This is a genomic window from Halanaerobium sp. MA284_MarDTE_T2, from assembly GCF_003337245.1.
GTDB lineage: Bacteria > Bacillota > Halanaerobiia > Halanaerobiales > Halanaerobiaceae > QPJE01.
Genome location: NZ_QPJE01000023.1, coordinates 1 through 18,237, shown reverse-complemented (window position 1 = coordinate 18,237; position 18,237 = coordinate 1). Strand labels below are relative to the sequence as shown.

Sequence of the window (18,237 nt, the reverse complement as noted above, 5' to 3'; positions counted from 1 at the left end):
AAATAGGGAGAGATATTAATGCTCAAAAAAAGACATATTGTTTTATTAACTATAATTCTGCTTTTGATGTTTTCAATTGTGGGAAAAGCTGCAGATCTTCGGGCTGTGGAATATACGGTTTCTGGAGATTCTTCAGATATAGATATACTTCAGCTTGATGCTGATTTTGGAATGAATAATGGAAATACCGCTGGTTTTACTCTGGGATATGATGGCGATGATTTTCATGCTGGCTGTTTATTTGGTTTAAATGCTGTGATGAGGCAAACCTATAGAATTGATGCCCACCTTCTTTTTACAGATGAAGCCGATGGAATAGATTTTGGCAAAGCGATCGGTGTTTCTGCCAGCACACTTTATTCAGGCAACAATTTTTTTTGGGAAACCTATTATTTTATAGATGAAGATCTGGATAACCATGCATATTACCGGGGAGGAATGTCTGTTCCGATGACCCGCAGGAGCAGTTTTATTATCGGACTGGGAAACCTCTACTGGGATCTTGATGAAGATGTAGTTAATCTGGGACTTGAAGTTAAACTTTAGGAGGAATTTATAGTAAAATGTCAGATTTTGATACAGAAATACTGATAAAATATATTAAATCTTTTTCTCAGCAGGAGATTATGGTAATTGGTGATCTTATAGCTGACAAATTTATTATTGGAGATCCGGAGCGGCTTTCCAGGGAGGCTCCGGTGCTTATATTGAGGCAGAAAAATGAAAAGATTCTTCCGGGTGGTGGTGCCAATGCTGCTAGCAATATTTCCAGCCTTGGTGGTGGCGTTAATTTAATTGGAGTTATAGGCAGTGATCTAATCGGAAAAGCTCTAAAAAAAGAACTTCAAAATCGGAACATAAAGACAGATGGTGTTCTTCAGGACAAAAAAAGACCCACTGCAGAAAAAACCAGAATTCTTGCCGGTGGAGACCAGGTGGTAAGACAGCAGGTTGTACGTATAGATCACCTTGTGACTGATCCGATTTCAGGAAAACTTTCTGAAAAGATATATAGATATGTAGAAAATAATATAAATTCGGTTAATGGAATTTTGTTTTCTGATTATGGTAATGGACTTTTCAGTAGTGAACTGACACAGAGGCTGATCAATCTGGGAGAACAAAATCAGGTTATGACGGCAGTTGACAGCCGCTACAATTTATCTGGATTTAAAGGAGCAAGTATTGCTACTCCCAATCTGGAAGAAGCTTCTGCAGCCTGTGGTAAAGTTCTCAAATCACAGGCTGAGGTAGAAGGAGCAGGTTTAAAGCTGCGCGATAAACTTGAGCTTAAATATCTGCTGATTACACAAGGAGGAGAAGGGATGACCCTGTTCTCTCCTGGAGATGAAATTTTTCATATACCGGCAGCTAATTTTACAGAAGTTTTTGATGTAACTGGAGCCGGAGATACCGTTGTAGGCACTCTTATTCTGGCCCTTGCTTCTGGAGCAGAGGTGAAGGAGGCTGTTAATATTGCTAATACTGCAGCCGGTATTGTGGTGCGAAAAAGTGGAGTGGCAGTTGTTACTCCGGAAGAATTGATAAAGGAAGTGGTTAAGGGTGTCAGCTGAAATTTTAACAAGAGATGAACTAAAAGAAAAAGCAGATAAATTAAAAGCAGAGGGAGTACTGCTTGTTTTTACAAATGGTTGTTTTGATATTCTTCATGTTGGTCATATAAGATATCTTAAAAAAGCGGCCTCACTTGGAGATAAGCTTATACTGGCAGTTAACAGTGACAGTTCAGTAAAAAAGCTTAAAGGCAGTAATCGTCCTTATGTACCAGGAGCAGAACGTATGGAAATATTATCTGCTCTTGATATGATAGATTTTCTTGTACCATTTTCGGAAGTGGACTGCAGGAGTCTTCTGGAAGATGTGAAACCACAGATTTATGTAAAAGGCGGTGACTACAGGCTGGAAGATTTGCCTGAAGCAGAGACTGTCTATGAATATGGGGGGAAGATAGTTTTTATTAAAGAGGTAAAAGGCAGATCAACAACAGAACTGGTTAAAAAGATTAGGCAGACTAAATGATGAGAAATATTGATCTACAGATTATTTTAATTTTAATTTTGTTCCTAATTGGTGCGACAGTGCTGGATCTGGGCATCAGCTTCCAGGCCCTGATGAAAATCTTTAATTGAACGGATGGGGGGGATTTTATTGTTTAGTGAGAAGGGAGAGGAAGAGATTATCGAGATGGCCCAGACTGGAAATAATTTTGCTATTGAATATCTTATAGATCAGAATATGGATATAGTATATGCAAAAGCTAAATTTTTTTTTATAAAAGGTCTGGATCGAGAGGATGTTGTACAGGAAGGACGAGTTGGCCTCTACAAGGCCATAAGAGATTTCCGCAGAGAAAAAGGAGCTTCTTTTCGCGGCTTTTCTCAGCTCTGTGTACACAGACAGTTGATATCTGCCATAAAAAAAGCAAATAGACAGAAACATGTTCCCCTAAATTCTTCTGCATCACTTGATAAAACTCTTGATTATGGCAATGAAAATGGCAGAAATTTTAATGAAATTCTGCCTGATAAAGGTGAAAATTTGGAAAGGAAATTTATCTGTCAGGAAATTTTAACTCTAATTATGCATGATTTAGAGAAAGAACTGACAGACCTTGAGTGGGATGTTTTTATGTCTTACCTGGAAAGCAAATCATATCAGGAGATATCGGAAGAATTAGATGTTAGTGTTAAAACAGTTGACAATGCTCTGCAGAGGGCAAGAAAAAAGATAGATGATTTAAAAGAAAATTACAACTTGAGAGATCTGGTGGGATAAAATTGAAAGTAAAAAAAACACTTCTGGACATTATATATCCGGAAAAACCTGTCTGTTTAGCCTGTGGTCGCCGCTATGATTCTTCTGAAATTTCCGGTATCTGCAGCCGCTGTCTTTCCAGAATTACGTTTATCACTGAACCCTGTCCTTTATGCGGTAGACAGGTAATTCCAAGTTCTTTATTTGCGGGCGATTTATGTCCAGAATGTCAGGAAAAAATGCCGGATTTCGATGCTGCCCGCAGCAGCTTCAGCTATCTCGGTTATGGTCGTGAACTGCTGCTTAAATTTAAATATGGACACAGACCTGATCTTGCTTCACCAATGGTGGAGATTCTTTTTCTCTATTTCAAGGAATATTTTTCTAAATATAATATTGATTATATAATGGCAATTCCCATGCACGAAGAGAGAGAGGAGATACGCGGCTATAATCAGGCAGCACTGCTGGCTGAACTGCTGGCCGAAAAGACAGGAATAGAATATAGGGATATTCTGCTTAGAACTAAAAACAGCATTCCGCTTTTTTCACTTACTAGGGAAGCCAGAGAGATGGAACTTAAAGATGTATTTAGCTTAAAGAAAAATATAAATTTTAGAGAATTTTCTAAAAAAAATATTTTAATAATTGATGACATTCTAACCACAGGTACTACAGCATCCAAGACAGCTGCACTTATTAAAAACAGGCTGGATTCCAATAAAATTTTTGTACTGACAGCAGCTTCAGTTCCGGTAGAGATATATTAACAGTATTTGTATATTACAATTTTCAATATTTTATTAATCCAGCAGGAATCAGAGTAATTATATAGAATAAATATATTATAATAGATGTGAGAGGAGTGAGCTTCATGAAAATAATGACTTACGGAAAGAACATCGATGTTACCCCTTCTTTAAAAGAGCACGCAGAAGAGAAGGTGAGAAAGCTTGACAAGTATTTTAATGGGGAGCCGATGGAAGTTCAGATCTCCATGGAGGTAGAAAGGGAAAGACATATAGTTGAGGTTACAGCTTATGTTAAGGGCCTCATACTGCGGGGAGAAGAAGCAACAGGTGATATGTATGCTTCTATTGATGGTGTGGTCGACAAATTAGAAAGACAGCTTAGAAAGTATAAAACTAAGATTCATGATAGATACATTGAGCGCAAACAGGAATTTAAAGAGGAGTATAAAGAAGAGCGCAAAGAGCAGATACTTAACAATAAACTTGAAGAGGAAGAAATAGAAACAGATGTATTTGAGCCTAAAATTGTGCGGACCAAGCAATTTGCAATGAAGCCGATGAATGTAGAAGAAGCCTGTATGCAGATGGATCTTCTCGGACATGACTTTTTTGTTTTCTATAATGCGGAAACAGAAGAAACCAATGTTGTTTATAAAAGGAAAGACGGCAACTATGGATTAATAGAACCCATTTTTGGCTAAATAAAATTTTATTAAATACAAATACAAGCCCTGGTAGAAGTTTCTAATTAAAAGAACTTCTGTCAGGGTTTTTTGTTTTTCTTTTTTGTACCTGGTACGTTTCACGCTTTACCTGACAGGGTATAAATGATATAATTATTTTGATTGTAAAGAATCTACTGATATGCAGGAAATTTAAGGATGATTTTAATAAAATATTACAAACAGGAGGATGTTAGATGTTTGAATTCCTCAAGAAAATTTTTAAGGATCCAAATGAAAAAGAACTGGAAAAATTAGAACCTATTGTTGATGAAATAAATAATTTAGAACCGGCAATGAAGAGATTAAGTGATTCAGAGTTGAAGTCAAAGACAGAAGAATTTAAAAATAGGTATGCTGATGGAGAAAGTCTTGATGAACTACTGGTAGAAGCATTTGCAGTTGTTCGTGAAGCAGCACAGCGTTCTACTGAAGAAGGTTTTCGTCATTTTGATGTACAGCTTATGGGTGGTATAGTTCTTCATCAGGGGAAAATTGCAGAGATGAAAACAGGTGAAGGTAAAACACTGGCAGCAACACTGCCTGTTTATCTTAATGCTCTAACCGGTAAAGGTGTTCATGTTGTAACAGTTAATGATTATTTGGCTGAGAGGGACAGTGAGTGGATGGGCCAGATATATCGATTTTTAGGACTGTCGGTTGGAGTTATCTTAAGTGGAATGCCACCTGCTGAAAGGCGCAAAGCATATAACTGTGATATAACTTATGGTACAAATAATGAATTTGGTTTTGATTATCTGCGTGATAATATGGCCTATAAAGAAGAAGATCTGGTACAGAGAGAATATCACTATGCTATTTTAGATGAGGTTGACAGTATTTTAATCGATGAGGCAAGAACTCCGCTAATAATTTCTGGACCTGTACAGGAGTCAAGCAGTGATTACAAAAAGTTTAATCGAGTTATTCCCCACCTCAAAGAAGATAAGCATTATGAGCTGGACGAAAAAAATAAACTTGTCACACTTACAGAAGAAGGGATAAAAGAGGCTGAGAAAAAGCTGGGAATAGAAAATCTCTATGCTGAAGAAAATTTCAAGCTCAACCATCAGCTGAATCAGGCACTAAAAGCTCACACTTTAATGAAAAAAGATAGAGATTATATAGTTAAAGATGGAACAGTCAAGATTGTAGATGAGTTTACCGGCCGGGTGATGGAAGGCCGCCGCTACAGTGAAGGACTGCATCAGGCTATAGAGGCTAAAGAAGGTGTGCAGGTACAGAAGGGGAGTCAGACTTTTGCCAAGATTACACTGCAGAACTATTTCCGTATGTATAATAAGCTGGCAGGTATGACAGGTACTGCTGCAACAGAAGAGGAAGAATTCAAAAAGATTTATGGTATGTCTGTTGTTGTAATACCTACAAATGAACCCATGATAAGGGAGGATAAATCAGACCTTGTTTTTACAAACATTGAAGCCAAGATAAATGCTGTTATAAATGAGATCGAAAGACTTTACAAAAAGGGCCAGCCGGTGCTGGTTGGAACAATAGACATAGAAAAATCTGAATTATTAAGTAGGCTTTTGAAAAAGAGGAATATACCCCACAATGTTTTAAATGCAAAAAACCATGAGAGAGAGGCAGATATAATAAAAGATGCCGGGCAGAAAAGGAGTGTTACAATAGCCACAAATATGGCCGGTCGAGGTACTGATATTGTCCTTGGTGATGGAGTAAAAGAGCTGGGAGGTCTGCATGTATTAGGTACTGAACGACATGAAAGTCGAAGAATAGACAATCAGCTCAGGGGACGCTCGGGACGTCAGGGCGATCCCGGTTCATCACAATTTTATGTTTCATTAGAAGATGATCTGCTGCGCCTGTTTGGTTCTGATAAAATAAACGGGATACTGGATAAATTAGGTGTGGATGAGGACCAGCCGATAGAGCATAAAATTATTTCCAACTCTCTGGAAAGAGCACAGCAGAAGGTGGAATCCCGCAACTTTGATATTAGAAAAGCGATTCTGGAATATGATGATATTCTAAACAAGCAGAGAGAGGTTATTTATGAACAGCGCCGCGAACTGCTCAAAACAGATCAGCTGATAGAAAAAATTGAAGGAATGTTAGAAAAACTGCTGGATGATATTCTGGAAATGTTCATGCCTGATGATATCCATCCAGAAGACTGGGATCTTGATGGAATGCTGGAATATCTAAAAGGTATGGGTATTGCAGGTGAGCTGAAAAAAGAAGAATTTAAAAATAAGGAAAAAGAAGAAATAGCAGAAATAATTTTCGTTAAAGCACTCAGCAAATTTCAAAAAAAGAGGGACAAAATTGGTCCGAAGAGATTTGACAGTATAATTAAATTCCTGTCCCTTAGAGTAATTGATAGAAAATGGATGTCACATCTTAATAATATGGATGAACTTCGCCAGGGTATTGGACTTAGGGCTTATGGTCAGAAAGATCCGCTGACAGAATATAAATTTGAATCATTTGACATGTTCAATGAGCTGACAGCTTCCATAAGAGAAGATATAATAAAAACATCGTTCCAGGTAGAAGTTAAAGACAAAAAAGCAGAAATGCAGCAGAAGATAAGGCAGAAGCAGCTCAATTATTCTTCAGCTGAAAATGTTCTTTCTAGAGGAAACAAAAAATCCAGCACCAGTGACGGCAGTATAGGTGAAAACACAGTTGTCAAAGGTGAAGAACCGGGCAGAAATGATCCCTGCCCCTGTGGGAGTGGAAAAAAATACAAAAAATGCTGTGGGAGATGATAAAATGGCAGTGAATTATGAAAATAAATATGAAGAACTAAAAGATAGATTTAATGAATTGAGTGATTTACTTTGACACGTCTTCACTAAAGAAAGAAAAAAAAGAAATAGAGAAAGAAATGGCAGCCTCCGATTTTTGGGATAATAAGAAAAATGCCCGCAAAAAATCACAGCGGCTGGACAAGATAAAAAAGAGGCTTAAAGTGATGAAAGAACTGGAAGAAAAGTTTGAGGAAGCTGAGGTATTTATGGAGCTCAGTGATGAGATGAATTCTGGATCTGTTTCTAGTGATCTAAAAAACACCTTTAAAGCTTTAGAAAAAACAATAGATAATCTAGAATTACAGCTGAGGTTAAATGGTCAGTATGATGACCATAATGCCATCCTCTCAATTCACCCTGGGGCTGGAGGTACAGAATCACAGGATTGGGCAGAAATGCTGCTCAGAATGTATACCCGCTGGGCAGAAGGTAATGGCTATGAAGTAAAGACTCTGGATTTTACTGGCGGAGATGAAGCCGGTATTAAGAGTGTAACCCTGCTGATTTCTGGTGATTATGCATATGGATATCTTAAAGGGGAAAAAGGTGTTCACCGTCTGGTAAGGATTTCTCCTTTTGATTCATCTGGCCGGAGGCATACTTCTTTTGCCTCAGTAGATGTAATACCGGAAATTGATGATGATGTAGAAGTTGATATTAATGAAAATGATTTAAAGATAGATACTTATCGAGCCAGTGGAGCAGGTGGACAGCATGTTAATAAGACAGATTCGGCTGTAAGGATAACACATCTGCCTACAGGTGTAGTTGTACAGTGTCAGAATGAAAGGTCACAACATAAAAATAAATCTGTGGCAATGAAAATTTTAACTTCAAAACTAATTGAACTAAAAGAGGAAGCACAGGCAGAAAAAATAGAGGAATTAAGTGGTGAGCATAAGGAAATTGCCTGGGGCAGTCAGATAAGGTCCTATGTTTTTCACCCCTATAATATGATAAAAGATCACAGAACCGGACATGAAGAGGGAAACACACAGAAAGTTATGGATGGATATCTGGATGAATTTATAGAATCCTATTTAAAATATGCAAGCATAAATTCTGCCGATAGAAAAGGTGAATAAACTTGAAAAAAGTACTGATGCTAATTATTATAATTAGTTTAATAGGAGCCGGTATATCTCTTGCTGAAAGAGTGGAAAAAATTGATAGAGCTGATAATGTAGAAATAATTATTGATGGAGATGGATTAATTGAACTGGCAGCACAGGAACCTGAGCTTGAGATAGAAAAGCTTAAAGAAAATGGAGTCACTGGAGTCGCGGTTTATCAGCAGAGTATAAAAGATCTTAAAAAAAATGGAAAAATAGTTCGTATAGAACCAGCAGAGCTTATGCTTTTAGATAAAGACAGGCTGAGTTTTTTTGAATCTGCAGGTGTTGCAGCTGGAGATCTGGATGATGGAGCAGTTTTTGCTGTTTTTTCACAAAACCTCAGGCAGAACCTTCATCAGCTGGCAGATCATTTAAAGAAACAGTATAATGCCCGGCTGATTGAGGGGGAAAACCTGAGCTTTCTTTTTTTCCCGCAGTGGCATGATAAACTGTTGAACCTTAATCTTTCTTATAATGGTAGTCTCTATAAATCAGCAAAAAACAGCAGTTTAAAAGTAGCCTTAAGAAGTGCAAATGATTTAAATTCTCAGGCAGTACTTGAAAATAATCTGAAGCATTTATCTCCTGAACTGATAATTTTTGATGGTGAAGAAATAACAGGTTATCCCGACAGCCTGGACAGAACAGCAGAGCTCTTAAAAGAACATTCCATTACTTTTGGATATATTGAGGCTTTTATTGCAGCTCAGGATGGGGCAAAAAATATTGCCTCTGCTGTAGATTATAATTTGCTCAGAGTTCACAGCATGCAGCAGGAAGAGGTTGAACAGACATCTATCTCTGTAATAGTGGACAGATATTTAAGAGCAGTTAGAGAAAGAAATGTGAAGATAATATATTTTAAACCATATTTAAAAGGAAATAATCTTCTAAATAAAAACTACAGCCTGCTTTCAGCTTTAAAAACAGACTTAAACAATGCAGGCTATACAGTAGGAAATGCAGAAGCAGCACCAATTTTTTCCGCTTCCCTGTTCAGTTTTCTGGCTGTTTTTGCTGGGACAGCTGCAGGTGGAGTAATTCTGCTAAACTACCTGCTGGAAAATGCAGTTGGTGATAAATTTAGAAAGTGGTTAAATTTAGCTGCTGCTGGTGTGGCCGCAGCTGGACTTATTTTTTTATTATTAATAAATAAGGAGATTTTTTTGAGACAGCTTACAGCTCTTGCTGCTGCAGTAATTTTCCCGTCACTGGCTGTAATAGCTTTTCTTCTCGGCGGCAGTGATATAGTTAAAAATGAAAAAAAAGAATCAATAGTTAAACTTATATTAAAATATACAGCGGCAGTTTTGACCGCACTTACAGGTGGAATTTTTGTTTCGGCTTCACTAAATAGCACTCCATTTATTTTAAAAATTCTGCAGTTCCGTGGTGTAAAATTTTCTTTTCTGCTGCCGTTAATAATAATTTCATTTTATTATTTTTTAACATTGGGAAATGAAGATTTGAAAAAAAGATTAATTTTTCTTATGGAAGCAGAGATAAGAGTTAAGCATTTGATTGCAGCCGGAATACTTGCTTTTATAGCTGTTATATATATAGGCAGAACAGGTAATTTTCCACTGCTGCCTGTACCAGCCTGGGAAAAAACACTCAGGTCACTGCTGGAGGGAGTGCTGTATGTACGGCCCCGCTTTAAGGAATTTTTGATTGGACACCCTATTTTTGTATTATCTCTGTGGCTGTCAGCTAAATACAGAAAAAGAATTTATTTTTATCCTGTGCTGATGCTTGCTTCTGTTGGAATGATAACAGCTGCAAATACTTTTTCACATCTTCACACACCTGTTATTATTTCACTAATTAGGACATTTCATTCATACTGGCTGGGGCTTGTTTTAGGAATGATACTGATTGTTATTTATCAGTTTGCTGTATTTTTGTATGAAAAATATTTTTCGGCTGAACAGAGGTGAGCAGCTTGTCTAAAATTCTTATTTCAGGGTATTACGGTTTTGATAATTTGGGAGATGAGGCTGTTCTGGCCGGAATTATAAAACTTTTTAAAGAAATAAATTCTGAAATTGATATAACCGTACTCTCTGCTGATCCTGAAGTTACTAAAAAAAGATATAATGTAGATGCGGCAGGCAGAACTTCACTGCTCAATATAATTTCTGAGCTGGCAGAAGCCGATCTTTTTGTCACTGGTGGTGGAAGTTTAATTCAGGATGTAACTGGCCACCTTTCTATTTTTTATTACCTTGGACTTATCTGGCTGGCTAAACTGCAGGGAACAAAAGTATCATTTTACGCACAGGGCGTAGGTCCTTTAAACAGAAAGATAAACCGCATAATAACAGGAATTACACTTAAAAATATTGATCATATCGGAGTTAGAGACCGCGGGTCAGCCGAGCTTCTCAGCCGTATTGGACTAAAAGGAAAAGATGTAAAACTCACCGCTGATCCGGCTTTTGCTCTTTATAATGAAAAGGATGTGGTCAAAAGAAAGCTGCACAGCAGGACTAATGTGGGGATTTCTGTACGCCCATGGCAGGCTGGTTATATTGAAGAACTGGGGGCAGGGATGAGCAAATTTGCTCAAAAATACAGCTGTGATTTTAAGATATATCCTTTTCATAGAGGTGTTGACGAAAGACCTTCAAAAAAATTGAAAACTATTCTTGACAGAACCACAGGAAGTGATGTTATTATAGAAGAGCTTGCAGAAGATCCACTTCAGGCAGTTAAACAGCTTAAAGATAATGATTTGTTCTTAGGAGTGAGACTGCACAGCCTTATTTTTGCATTATTAAATCAGATACCATTTCTTGCTGTCAGCTATGATCCCAAAATAGATGGGCTGGTTTCGGAAATTGAATTTCTCAATACACTTGATATTGGATCTCTGCACAGAGATGATATTTATGCAGAATTAGAATATCTGCTGGAAAACCGCTATGATTTTAGAAAGAGGTTAAAAAATATCTGTCTTGCGAAAAAAGCTGAAGTGTGTAGTTTTGCAGAAAGTGCACTTAAGGAGGCCAGGCTGTGAGAGAGCTGGTGGAGATACTGGGAATAAAAATCGATAGGGTAAATATGCAGGAAGCGGTAGAAAAGGTGGAAATTTTGCTAAAAAAAGATGCTGGACCTGCTGAAAAACCGGCATATATTGTGACTCCTAATTCAGAAATGATAGTTATGTCAGTAGATGATAAAGAACTGACATCTATTTTAAATTCTGCCTATTTGAGCACACCGGATGGTGCAGGTGTAGTTCTGGCAGCTAAAATAATGGGTACTCCACTTATAGAAAGGGTGGCAGGTTTTGATCTTTTGAGCAGATTGATTGAAGAATTTGCAGAAAAAGAATACAGCTTTTATTTTTTGGGAAGCAGGCCTGGTGTTGTAGATAAGGCTGTAGTAAAGCTGAAGCGGGATTATCCGCAGCTTAATATAGCCGGTTATCACCACGGATATCTGGATAGAGAGCTGCAGGAAAAGGTTATTTCGGAAATTAATAAAAAAAATGTCGATCTACTTCTGGTGGGTATGGGGGTACCTCTGCAGGAAAGATTTATAGGTAAAAATATAGAAAATTTAAATGTTGGGGCAGCTATGACAGTTGGAGGGAGTTTTGATGTAATTGCAGGTGAGGTAAATAGGGCTCCACTGTGGATGCAGAAGGTGGGGCTGGAGTGGTTTTACAGGCTGCTTCAGGAACCATCCAGATTTGGTAGGATGCTTGCTCTGCCCAGATTTATACTTCTTGTTTTAAGAGAAAGATTTTTAGGCAGGAGAACCTAATTTTGCTGTTCGGAGGTGTTTTGATGAAAAAAAGGATTATACTTGATTACATAGGTATTACAGTTGGTTCATTTTTGATGGCCCTGGCTTTAACGGTTTTTCTGGTTCCAAATAAGATTGCAGCAGGTGGGGTAAGTGGTTTATCCACCGTTATTTTTTATTTAACAGGTTTTCCGATAGGTATTATGATGCTTATATTTAATGTGCCGATTTTTTTGACCGGTATTAAAATAATGGGTATGTCATTTGGACTAAGAACCATTTATGGGATTGTTATATTATCAATATTTACAGATCTGCTGCAGCTGTATATGACATCTCTAACAAATGATCTGCTCCTTGCCTCAATCTATGGTGGTGTACTTGGGGGTATCGGACTCGGGCTTGTCTTCAGGTCAAGAGGAACAACAGGTGGGACAGATATGGTTGCAGCTCTGATTAATTATTATACAGGCATCAGTGTTGGACAGGGCCTGCTTTTGGCTGATGGTTTTGTTGTCACCCTGGCTGGAATTTTTTTCAATCTGGAAGCTGCACTTTATGCAGCAATCACAATATTTATCACTTCTAAAACAATAGATGTTATTCAGGAAGGTTTAAATATCAAAAAAGAGGCACTTATAATATCTAAAAAAGCTGATCAGATAAACAAAAGACTAGTTGATGAGCTGAATCGCGGTGTAACAAAGTTTGAAGCGAGAGGTGGCTATACAGATGAAAAAAAACAGGTGCTGCTCTGTGTAATATCCCGCTCTGAACTGACTGAATTAAAAGCAGTTGTAGCAGAGGTGGATCCAGAAGCATTTGTAGCAATTAATAATGTAAATGAAGTTCTCGGGGAAGGTTTTGCAGATATTGCACATGTCTGATACAGTTAAAAATCTGCAAATATGTTTATAATTATTTTAGATAGAGCAAAATTATTTCAAAATAGATTAAATTTTTCATAATAGAGTAAAAATGGAGTAAAATTGAGCAGAAAAAGTATTACAGGTAAGATAAAATTTGAAAGCAGGTGAAAAGAGTATGAAGAAGAAAATTTTAGTATTATTGTTAGCCTCTCTTTTAATTTTTACTGCAGTTATCACAGGAACTGCACAGGATACGGATGATTATGATAAGACAAATGCCTTTCAGGATGTAATTTTTCTTATAAAAAACTATTATGTAGAAGATGTAGAGCTTGATACACTACTTGAAGGTGCTATAGATGGAATGCTGAACAAAGTTGACCGTTTTTCCTACTATATGGATGCTGAAGAATATGAAGAAATGCAGATAGAGTATGAAGGACATTATGGTGGGGTTGGTATTGTAATTACAACCAGGGATAATAAGCTGACAGTGGTTTCCCCTATTAAAGGAACTCCGGGTGAGAGAGCCGGACTGCGGGCAGGAGATATAATAACTGCAATTGATGGGGTGAAAACTGGAGAGATTTCTCAGATGAAAGCTGTTGACCTTATGCGCGGTGAACCGGGAACAGATGTTGTGCTGACAGTAGAGAGGTCAGATATGGATCAGGAGCTGGAAGTTAAGATTACCAGAGAGGATATTGAAGTTCCATATGTTGAAAGTGAGATGAAGAGCGAAAATATTGGCTACATAAGTCTGGCCCAGTTTGTCGAAAATGTAGGTACTGATATTGAAACAGAGCTGAATAAATTAAAGGAACAGGGTGCTGAAGGGGTTATACTAGATTTGCGAAATAATCCGGGTGGACTTCTCAGTGAAGCTGTTAATGTAGTTAGCAACTTTATCTCTGAAGGACAGGTCGTTTCTATAAGGCAGAGGGGTAATATAGAAAGAGTATTAAATGTAAATAAAGAATTTAAAGCAGATACAGAAATACCTGTTATAGTTCTTATTAATAAGGGTTCTGCAAGTGCTTCCGAAATAGTCGCTGGTGCTATAAAAGACTATGGAAGAGGTAAGCTGATGGGAACTACAACTTTTGGTAAAGGTGTAGTACAGTCAGTGGTTCCTCTTGCAGATGGATCTGCAGTAAGTATTACAACAGCCAGATATTATACTCCTGATGGAAATTATATTCATGAAAAAGGAATAAAACCGGATATAGAGGTTGAGCTGGATGCAGAAGCTGCTCAAAATGGAGAAGATAACCAGCTGAATAAGGCTGTAGATATGATGAAATCATTTATAATCACAGATGAGGTGCAGCGTAAAAAGGCGGCTGGAGAATAGAATAATAATTTCTATATTATGTTTAAAAAACAGCTGATATAAGGTTATATAAGCAAGAACACCATCAATCTTTTCTTTGGGTTCAAAGTCAACATAAAAAAATCTGGATAAAAAAATATACTGAAAGAATAAAATTCATAAGAGGTGTAAGCAGGAAATTAGGTAATTTTCGAGAATTATTTTATGTAACGATATTGATGATGGGAGGGAAAAATGAGTATTTTTGAAGTAATGGGGCCGATTATGATTGGTCCTTCAAGCTCACATACAGCAGGTGCTGCTAAACTGGGAAGAATGGCCCGGCTGCTGTTTGCTGACAAAATAGAAAAAGTTGTTGTTAACCTTCATGGCTCATTTGCCAATACTGCTGGTGGTCATGGAACTGACCGAGCAGTTATTGGTGGACTGCTGGGATTTCTTCCAGATGATGAAAGGATACGTACATCTTTTAAAATTGCTGAAGAAGAAGGGATGGATTTTGAATTTAAGGAAGTTAACCTGCGGGATGTTCATCCCAATACATTAATGCTGGAACTTTATGCAGGAGAAAAAAATCTCAGTATTACCGGTTCTTCTATTGGTGGAGGTAGAATTGTAATTACTAAAATAAATCAAAACGATGTTAATCTTACCGGCAGAATGCCTACACTTTGGATTCTGCACCGTGACAGACCAGGAGAAGTAGGAAAAATAACATCTACCCTCGGCTATCACAGTATTAATATAGCTTTTATGCAGGTCTATCGGAATAAAAAGGGAGATATAGGATCCTGTATTATAGAACTGGATCAGGTTCCGGACAGTGATGTTATTACAAGTCTAGAAAAAATGGAAAATGTGCTTCAGGTTAGATATCTACCGTCACTTTAAATTATACCGATATTTTAAATTCAGCATTGGAAGGTGAGATAATGCAGTATTCAACAATTGATGAACTGCTAAAAGTGGCAGAGAAAAATAATATTTCTATTTCAGAAGTAGTAATTCAGGTGGAAGTGGAAGAAAGTGAGCTTCCCAGAGAAGAAGTTGTAGCAAAGATGAAAGAAAGCCTTGTCGTAATGAGAGATGCGATAGAAAAAGGCAGAAATAGTAGGATTAAATCTTCAGGTGGACTTGTTGGTGAAGAAGCACTGAAGATGGCAGAATATAGTAAAGATAAGCCGGAGAGGCTTTTTATGGCTGCAATAACTGATGCTCTTGCTGTGGCAGAAGTTAATGCTGGTATGGGTAAAATAGTGGCAGGACCAACTGCAGGTGCAAGTGGGATAGTTCCAGCTGTCGTTGTTTCCGTTGGAGAAAAATTAAATTTGAGTGATTTAGATATGGTAAAAGGACTTTTTACAGCAGCTGGACTGGGTGATGTTGTTTCTCACACAGCTACACTTGCCGGTGCAGCGGGTGGATGTCAGGCAGAATGTGGTGTTGGTTCTGCAATGGCTGCAGGTGCAGCAGTAGAACTGATGGGAGGCAGTCCGGAGATGGCTGTTAATGCTTTTGCACTTGCACTTAAAAATTTATTGGGACTTGTCTGTGACCCTGTAGCCGGACTTGTTGAAGTTCCCTGTGTAAAGAGAAATGGTTTTGCGGCTTCACATGCACTGACAGCTGCTTTGATGGCACTTTCGGGAATAAAGAGTGTTATCCCACCAGATGAAGTAATACTGGCAATGACAGATGTGGGAAGTCAGATGCCTAGTACACTGCGAGAAACTGCCAAAGGTGGTCTGGCCATTACTCCAACAGGTCGAGAAATAAAAAACAAACTGGAAAATAAGGAGTAAAATTCATATTATATAATTATTGCAGTGCAGAAAGTCGATTTTTGGTATCATATTAATTTGAAAAGCTTGTTATGATAGGGATTATATTAATTTAAAAATTTAATTTATGATGATGTGTCAACAAAAAGAGTATTTTCGGTACATTAGGCATTTTTCATTAATCAATCTTAATGAGTTATAGACGCAAATACCCTTTTTGTTAGGAGTTTCCCCAAAATTTATTTTCAAGCTGCAAAAAGGGGGCTTTAGTCATCAACGAAATTTTTAGATTTATCTAAAACTCAATTCGGGTGTGAAATAGGGCACACTAATCAATGAGTCCTCCTGACTCATGATTAGCTCACTCCATCCTGCAGTTCAACCCTATTTTTTCCTTCATTTCGTTAAGATTCATTGACTAAAAATTTCAATATTCCTGCATCTCCCCTTTTTGCAGCAGTATATAAAAAATGGGGAAAGTCCAGCCCTTTTTGTGGGAGAATCTTATGACAAAATTTCTTTATTTGTAACACAGCTTTGCTGTGAGAAGGAGGTTAAAATGAAAAAATTTAGAATGACAATCATGTGTAGAGATCTTGAAGCATCTAAGAAGTTTTATCAGGATTTTGTTGGGTTGAAACCATTTAGAGAAATTACGGTAGGTGAAGAGACCCTGGGAGGGGCATCTCTCTGTTTTTTGGAAGATGAGAGCGGTGAGATTGAAGTAGAACTTGTATGTGCATCTAAAGGTGACAAGTGTACAACAAAGGGTTTGGTAGCCTGCTTCTTTACAGATGAAGAAGGCATTGTTGAGAAACAGCAGCAGGCACTCGATATGGGATACGATGCTACAGAAATCAGGAAACCCGATGAAAACAGCACATATTTCTATGTATATGATCCAGACAAATTATCAATTGAATTCAGAGTAAGATAACAGCAGATTAGTCAAAAATGAAGTAGCAGAGGCAGAAATTGATACTCTGTCTCTGCTTAATTACAGCAAATTCTTTATATTCATTATTTTTATATTAATTACATAGTTTGGATATAGCTGTAGTGCCCGACAGTGGATTTAGGCTTTAGGGTTACTTTTGTATTCCTAACTTATGTAAGCTTTAAAAATATTAAAATTTCGCTGCCAGCCTTTAAAAAATTGGCTGGCATTTTTAAGGGGTGATAAAATAGTGCATTTGCCGATTTATTTATTACCTGTGGCAGGACTTGTCATAGGGGTTCTAATTTCTTTAATAGGTGGAGGTGGGGGAATATTTTATGTTGGAATGCTGACAGGATTGTTTGCTATTTCAATGGATCAGGCTGTGTCTGTATCTCTTGCAACAATTATCCCAACAACCCTGGCTGCTTCAATAAGTCACTACAGGGCAAAAAATGTAAAGCCAAAAGCAGGATTTCTACTTGCGGCAGGCGGGATTGTCGGAGTAGTTGTCGGTTCCTATCTTGTTACAATTATTCCGGTCAAAGTTCTTAAAATAATATTTGGGATTTTTCTTCTAATCATGGCAATCGGGATGATTATTTCAAGAAAGAAAAAGCAAGATAAAGAAGAAATATCAGAAAACAGACAACTTGAAGAAGTTAATGCTAATAAAAGTAAGCCTATTTCAAAGCTTTTTATAGTAAAAGGCCTGGTATTTGGGATACTTGGCGGGCTAATGTCAGGTATGCTCGGTACGAGCGGTACTCCTCCAATCCTTGCCGGACTGGACAGTATAGGTCTTTCCTCTCTAGAGGTAGTGGGAACATCAGTTATGGTGCTCTTTTTTATAGCTATTACAGGTGTGATAACTCATAGTGCATTTGGAACTCTAAATTGGCTGCTGGTGATTTTGCTTGCATCTGGCACTATAACTGGTGCAATTCTTGGCCCTTTATTTGGTAAGCGGATAAACAAAAAAACTTTGGAAAAATTCTATGGTCCGTTTTTTATTGGACTTATTTTATTAATGGCAGTTTCGATGTTTTTATAATATTTTTCATTACCAATCAGTTTTTTAAAGTAAAATTTATCGTGTTTTAAAAGAAAATATTTTGTAAAAAAAGTTTTTTTATACATTTGCTTGACTCCTTTATTGAATTTTTGGTGTTGTAATTAATTAATTCAATAGAGCCAGGTAAATGTCTTTTTTATTCAGAACTACACTTTTTCTTCACAATATTAATTATACAACTAAGATTTCAATATTCCTGCACCTCTATTTTTACACAATCTTTATAATTTAGTAGGAGTTTCCCCAAAATTTATTTTCAAGCTGCAAAAAGGGGGCTTTAGTCATCAACGAAATTTTTAGATTTATCTAAAACTCAATTCGGGTGTG

17 protein-coding genes are annotated in these 18,237 nt (G+C 37.3%); all 17 read left to right on the top strand.

Annotated features, from left to right (window positions below):
• Window positions 1-18: 18 nt before the first annotated feature.
• Window positions 19-546 carry a hypothetical protein gene (locus DFR78_RS09415; protein WP_114458590.1) on the top strand — a complete coding sequence of 176 codons (528 nt, stop codon included), beginning with the start codon at window positions 19-21 and terminating at the stop codon, window positions 544-546.
• A 17-nt stretch (window positions 547-563) separates the two neighbouring features.
• Entirely contained in the window at window positions 564-1,574 is a 1,011-nt protein-coding gene (locus DFR78_RS09410) for a bifunctional heptose 7-phosphate kinase/heptose 1-phosphate adenyltransferase (protein WP_114458589.1), read from the top strand.
• Complete coding sequence (gene rfaE2 / locus DFR78_RS09405; RefSeq protein WP_114458588.1) at window positions 1,564-2,040, top strand: D-glycero-beta-D-manno-heptose 1-phosphate adenylyltransferase; 477 nt, start codon at window positions 1,564-1,566, stop codon at window positions 2,038-2,040. Before DFR78_RS09410 ends, rfaE2 begins: the two co-directional genes overlap by 11 nt.
• Window positions 2,041-2,169: 129 nt before the next feature.
• Complete coding sequence (sigH, locus tag DFR78_RS09400) at window positions 2,170-2,796, top strand: RNA polymerase sporulation sigma factor SigH (RefSeq protein ID WP_114458587.1); 627 nt, start codon at window positions 2,170-2,172, stop codon at window positions 2,794-2,796.
• Window positions 2,797-2,798: 2 nt separating this feature from the next.
• Window positions 2,799-3,545, top strand: coding sequence for a ComF family protein (locus DFR78_RS09395; protein WP_114458586.1), 747 nt, complete (start codon window positions 2,799-2,801; stop codon window positions 3,543-3,545).
• A 104-nt stretch (window positions 3,546-3,649) separates the two neighbouring features.
• A complete protein-coding gene (hpf, locus tag DFR78_RS09390) occupies window positions 3,650-4,228 on the top strand; it encodes a ribosome hibernation-promoting factor, HPF/YfiA family (RefSeq protein WP_114458585.1) in 579 nt (192 codons plus the stop codon).
• Window positions 4,229-4,446: 218 nt separating this feature from the next.
• Complete coding sequence (secA, locus tag DFR78_RS09385) at window positions 4,447-7,005, top strand: preprotein translocase subunit SecA (protein ID WP_114458584.1); 2,559 nt, start codon at window positions 4,447-4,449, stop codon at window positions 7,003-7,005.
• Between the two features lie 4 nt (window positions 7,006-7,009).
• Window positions 7,010-8,132 (top strand): peptide chain release factor 2 gene (gene prfB / locus DFR78_RS09380; protein ID WP_233487036.1). Its coding sequence is split into 2 segments (ribosomal slippage): window positions 7,010-7,078 and window positions 7,080-8,132, totalling 1,122 coding nucleotides; the frame shifts between segments, so codons are not numbered across the junction.
• A gap of 2 nt (window positions 8,133-8,134) precedes the next feature.
• Window positions 8,135-10,099 (top strand): DUF5693 family protein, encoded by a 1,965-nt coding sequence (locus DFR78_RS09375; protein WP_114458582.1) that lies wholly within the window; start codon window positions 8,135-8,137, stop codon window positions 10,097-10,099.
• Between the two features lie 5 nt (window positions 10,100-10,104).
• A complete protein-coding gene (gene csaB, locus DFR78_RS09370) occupies window positions 10,105-11,181 on the top strand; it encodes a polysaccharide pyruvyl transferase CsaB (RefSeq protein ID WP_114458581.1) in 1,077 nt (358 codons plus the stop codon).
• Window positions 11,178-11,933 carry a WecB/TagA/CpsF family glycosyltransferase gene (locus DFR78_RS09365; RefSeq protein WP_114458580.1) on the top strand — a complete coding sequence of 252 codons (756 nt, stop codon included), beginning with the start codon at window positions 11,178-11,180 and terminating at the stop codon, window positions 11,931-11,933. Before csaB ends, DFR78_RS09365 begins: the two co-directional genes overlap by 4 nt.
• A 23-nt stretch (window positions 11,934-11,956) precedes the next feature.
• Window positions 11,957-12,802: a YitT family protein gene (locus DFR78_RS09360; protein ID WP_114458602.1), complete on the top strand. Its 846-nt coding sequence runs from the start codon at window positions 11,957-11,959 to the stop codon at window positions 12,800-12,802.
• A gap of 157 nt (window positions 12,803-12,959) precedes the next feature.
• The gene (locus DFR78_RS09355) at window positions 12,960-14,138 is read left to right on the top strand and encodes a S41 family peptidase (RefSeq protein WP_114458579.1); all 1,179 of its coding nucleotides are present in this window, start codon (window positions 12,960-12,962) and stop codon (window positions 14,136-14,138) included.
• A gap of 213 nt (window positions 14,139-14,351) precedes the next feature.
• Complete coding sequence (gene sdaAB, locus DFR78_RS09350; protein WP_114458578.1) at window positions 14,352-15,008, top strand: L-serine ammonia-lyase, iron-sulfur-dependent subunit beta; 657 nt, start codon at window positions 14,352-14,354, stop codon at window positions 15,006-15,008.
• 41 nt (window positions 15,009-15,049) lie between these two features.
• Complete coding sequence (sdaAA, locus tag DFR78_RS09345; RefSeq protein ID WP_114458577.1) at window positions 15,050-15,919, top strand: L-serine ammonia-lyase, iron-sulfur-dependent, subunit alpha; 870 nt, start codon at window positions 15,050-15,052, stop codon at window positions 15,917-15,919.
• A gap of 538 nt (window positions 15,920-16,457) precedes the next feature.
• Window positions 16,458-16,835 carry a VOC family protein gene (locus tag DFR78_RS09340; protein ID WP_114458576.1) on the top strand — a complete coding sequence of 126 codons (378 nt, stop codon included), beginning with the start codon at window positions 16,458-16,460 and terminating at the stop codon, window positions 16,833-16,835.
• 250 nt (window positions 16,836-17,085) lie between these two features.
• Window positions 17,086-17,889 (top strand): sulfite exporter TauE/SafE family protein, encoded by an 804-nt coding sequence (locus DFR78_RS09335; RefSeq protein WP_158531752.1) that lies wholly within the window; start codon window positions 17,086-17,088, stop codon window positions 17,887-17,889.
• Window positions 17,890-18,237: the final 348 nt, after the last annotated feature.

Coding starts and splice junctions, on each gene's coding strand:
- DFR78_RS09415 (WP_114458590.1), top strand. CDS start 19: ATGCTCAAAAAAAGACATATTGTTTTATTAACTATAATTCTGCTTTTG.
- DFR78_RS09410 (WP_114458589.1), top strand. CDS start 564: ATGTCAGATTTTGATACAGAAATACTGATAAAATATATTAAATCTTTT.
- hpf (WP_114458585.1), top strand. CDS start 3,650: ATGAAAATAATGACTTACGGAAAGAACATCGATGTTACCCCTTCTTTA.
- secA (WP_114458584.1), top strand. CDS start 4,447: ATGTTTGAATTCCTCAAGAAAATTTTTAAGGATCCAAATGAAAAAGAA.
- DFR78_RS09360 (WP_114458602.1), top strand. CDS start 11,957: ATGAAAAAAAGGATTATACTTGATTACATAGGTATTACAGTTGGTTCA.
- DFR78_RS09355 (WP_114458579.1), top strand. CDS start 12,960: ATGAAGAAGAAAATTTTAGTATTATTGTTAGCCTCTCTTTTAATTTTT.
- sdaAB (WP_114458578.1), top strand. CDS start 14,352: ATGAGTATTTTTGAAGTAATGGGGCCGATTATGATTGGTCCTTCAAGC.
- sdaAA (WP_114458577.1), top strand. CDS start 15,050: ATGCAGTATTCAACAATTGATGAACTGCTAAAAGTGGCAGAGAAAAAT.
- DFR78_RS09340 (WP_114458576.1), top strand. CDS start 16,458: ATGAAAAAATTTAGAATGACAATCATGTGTAGAGATCTTGAAGCATCT.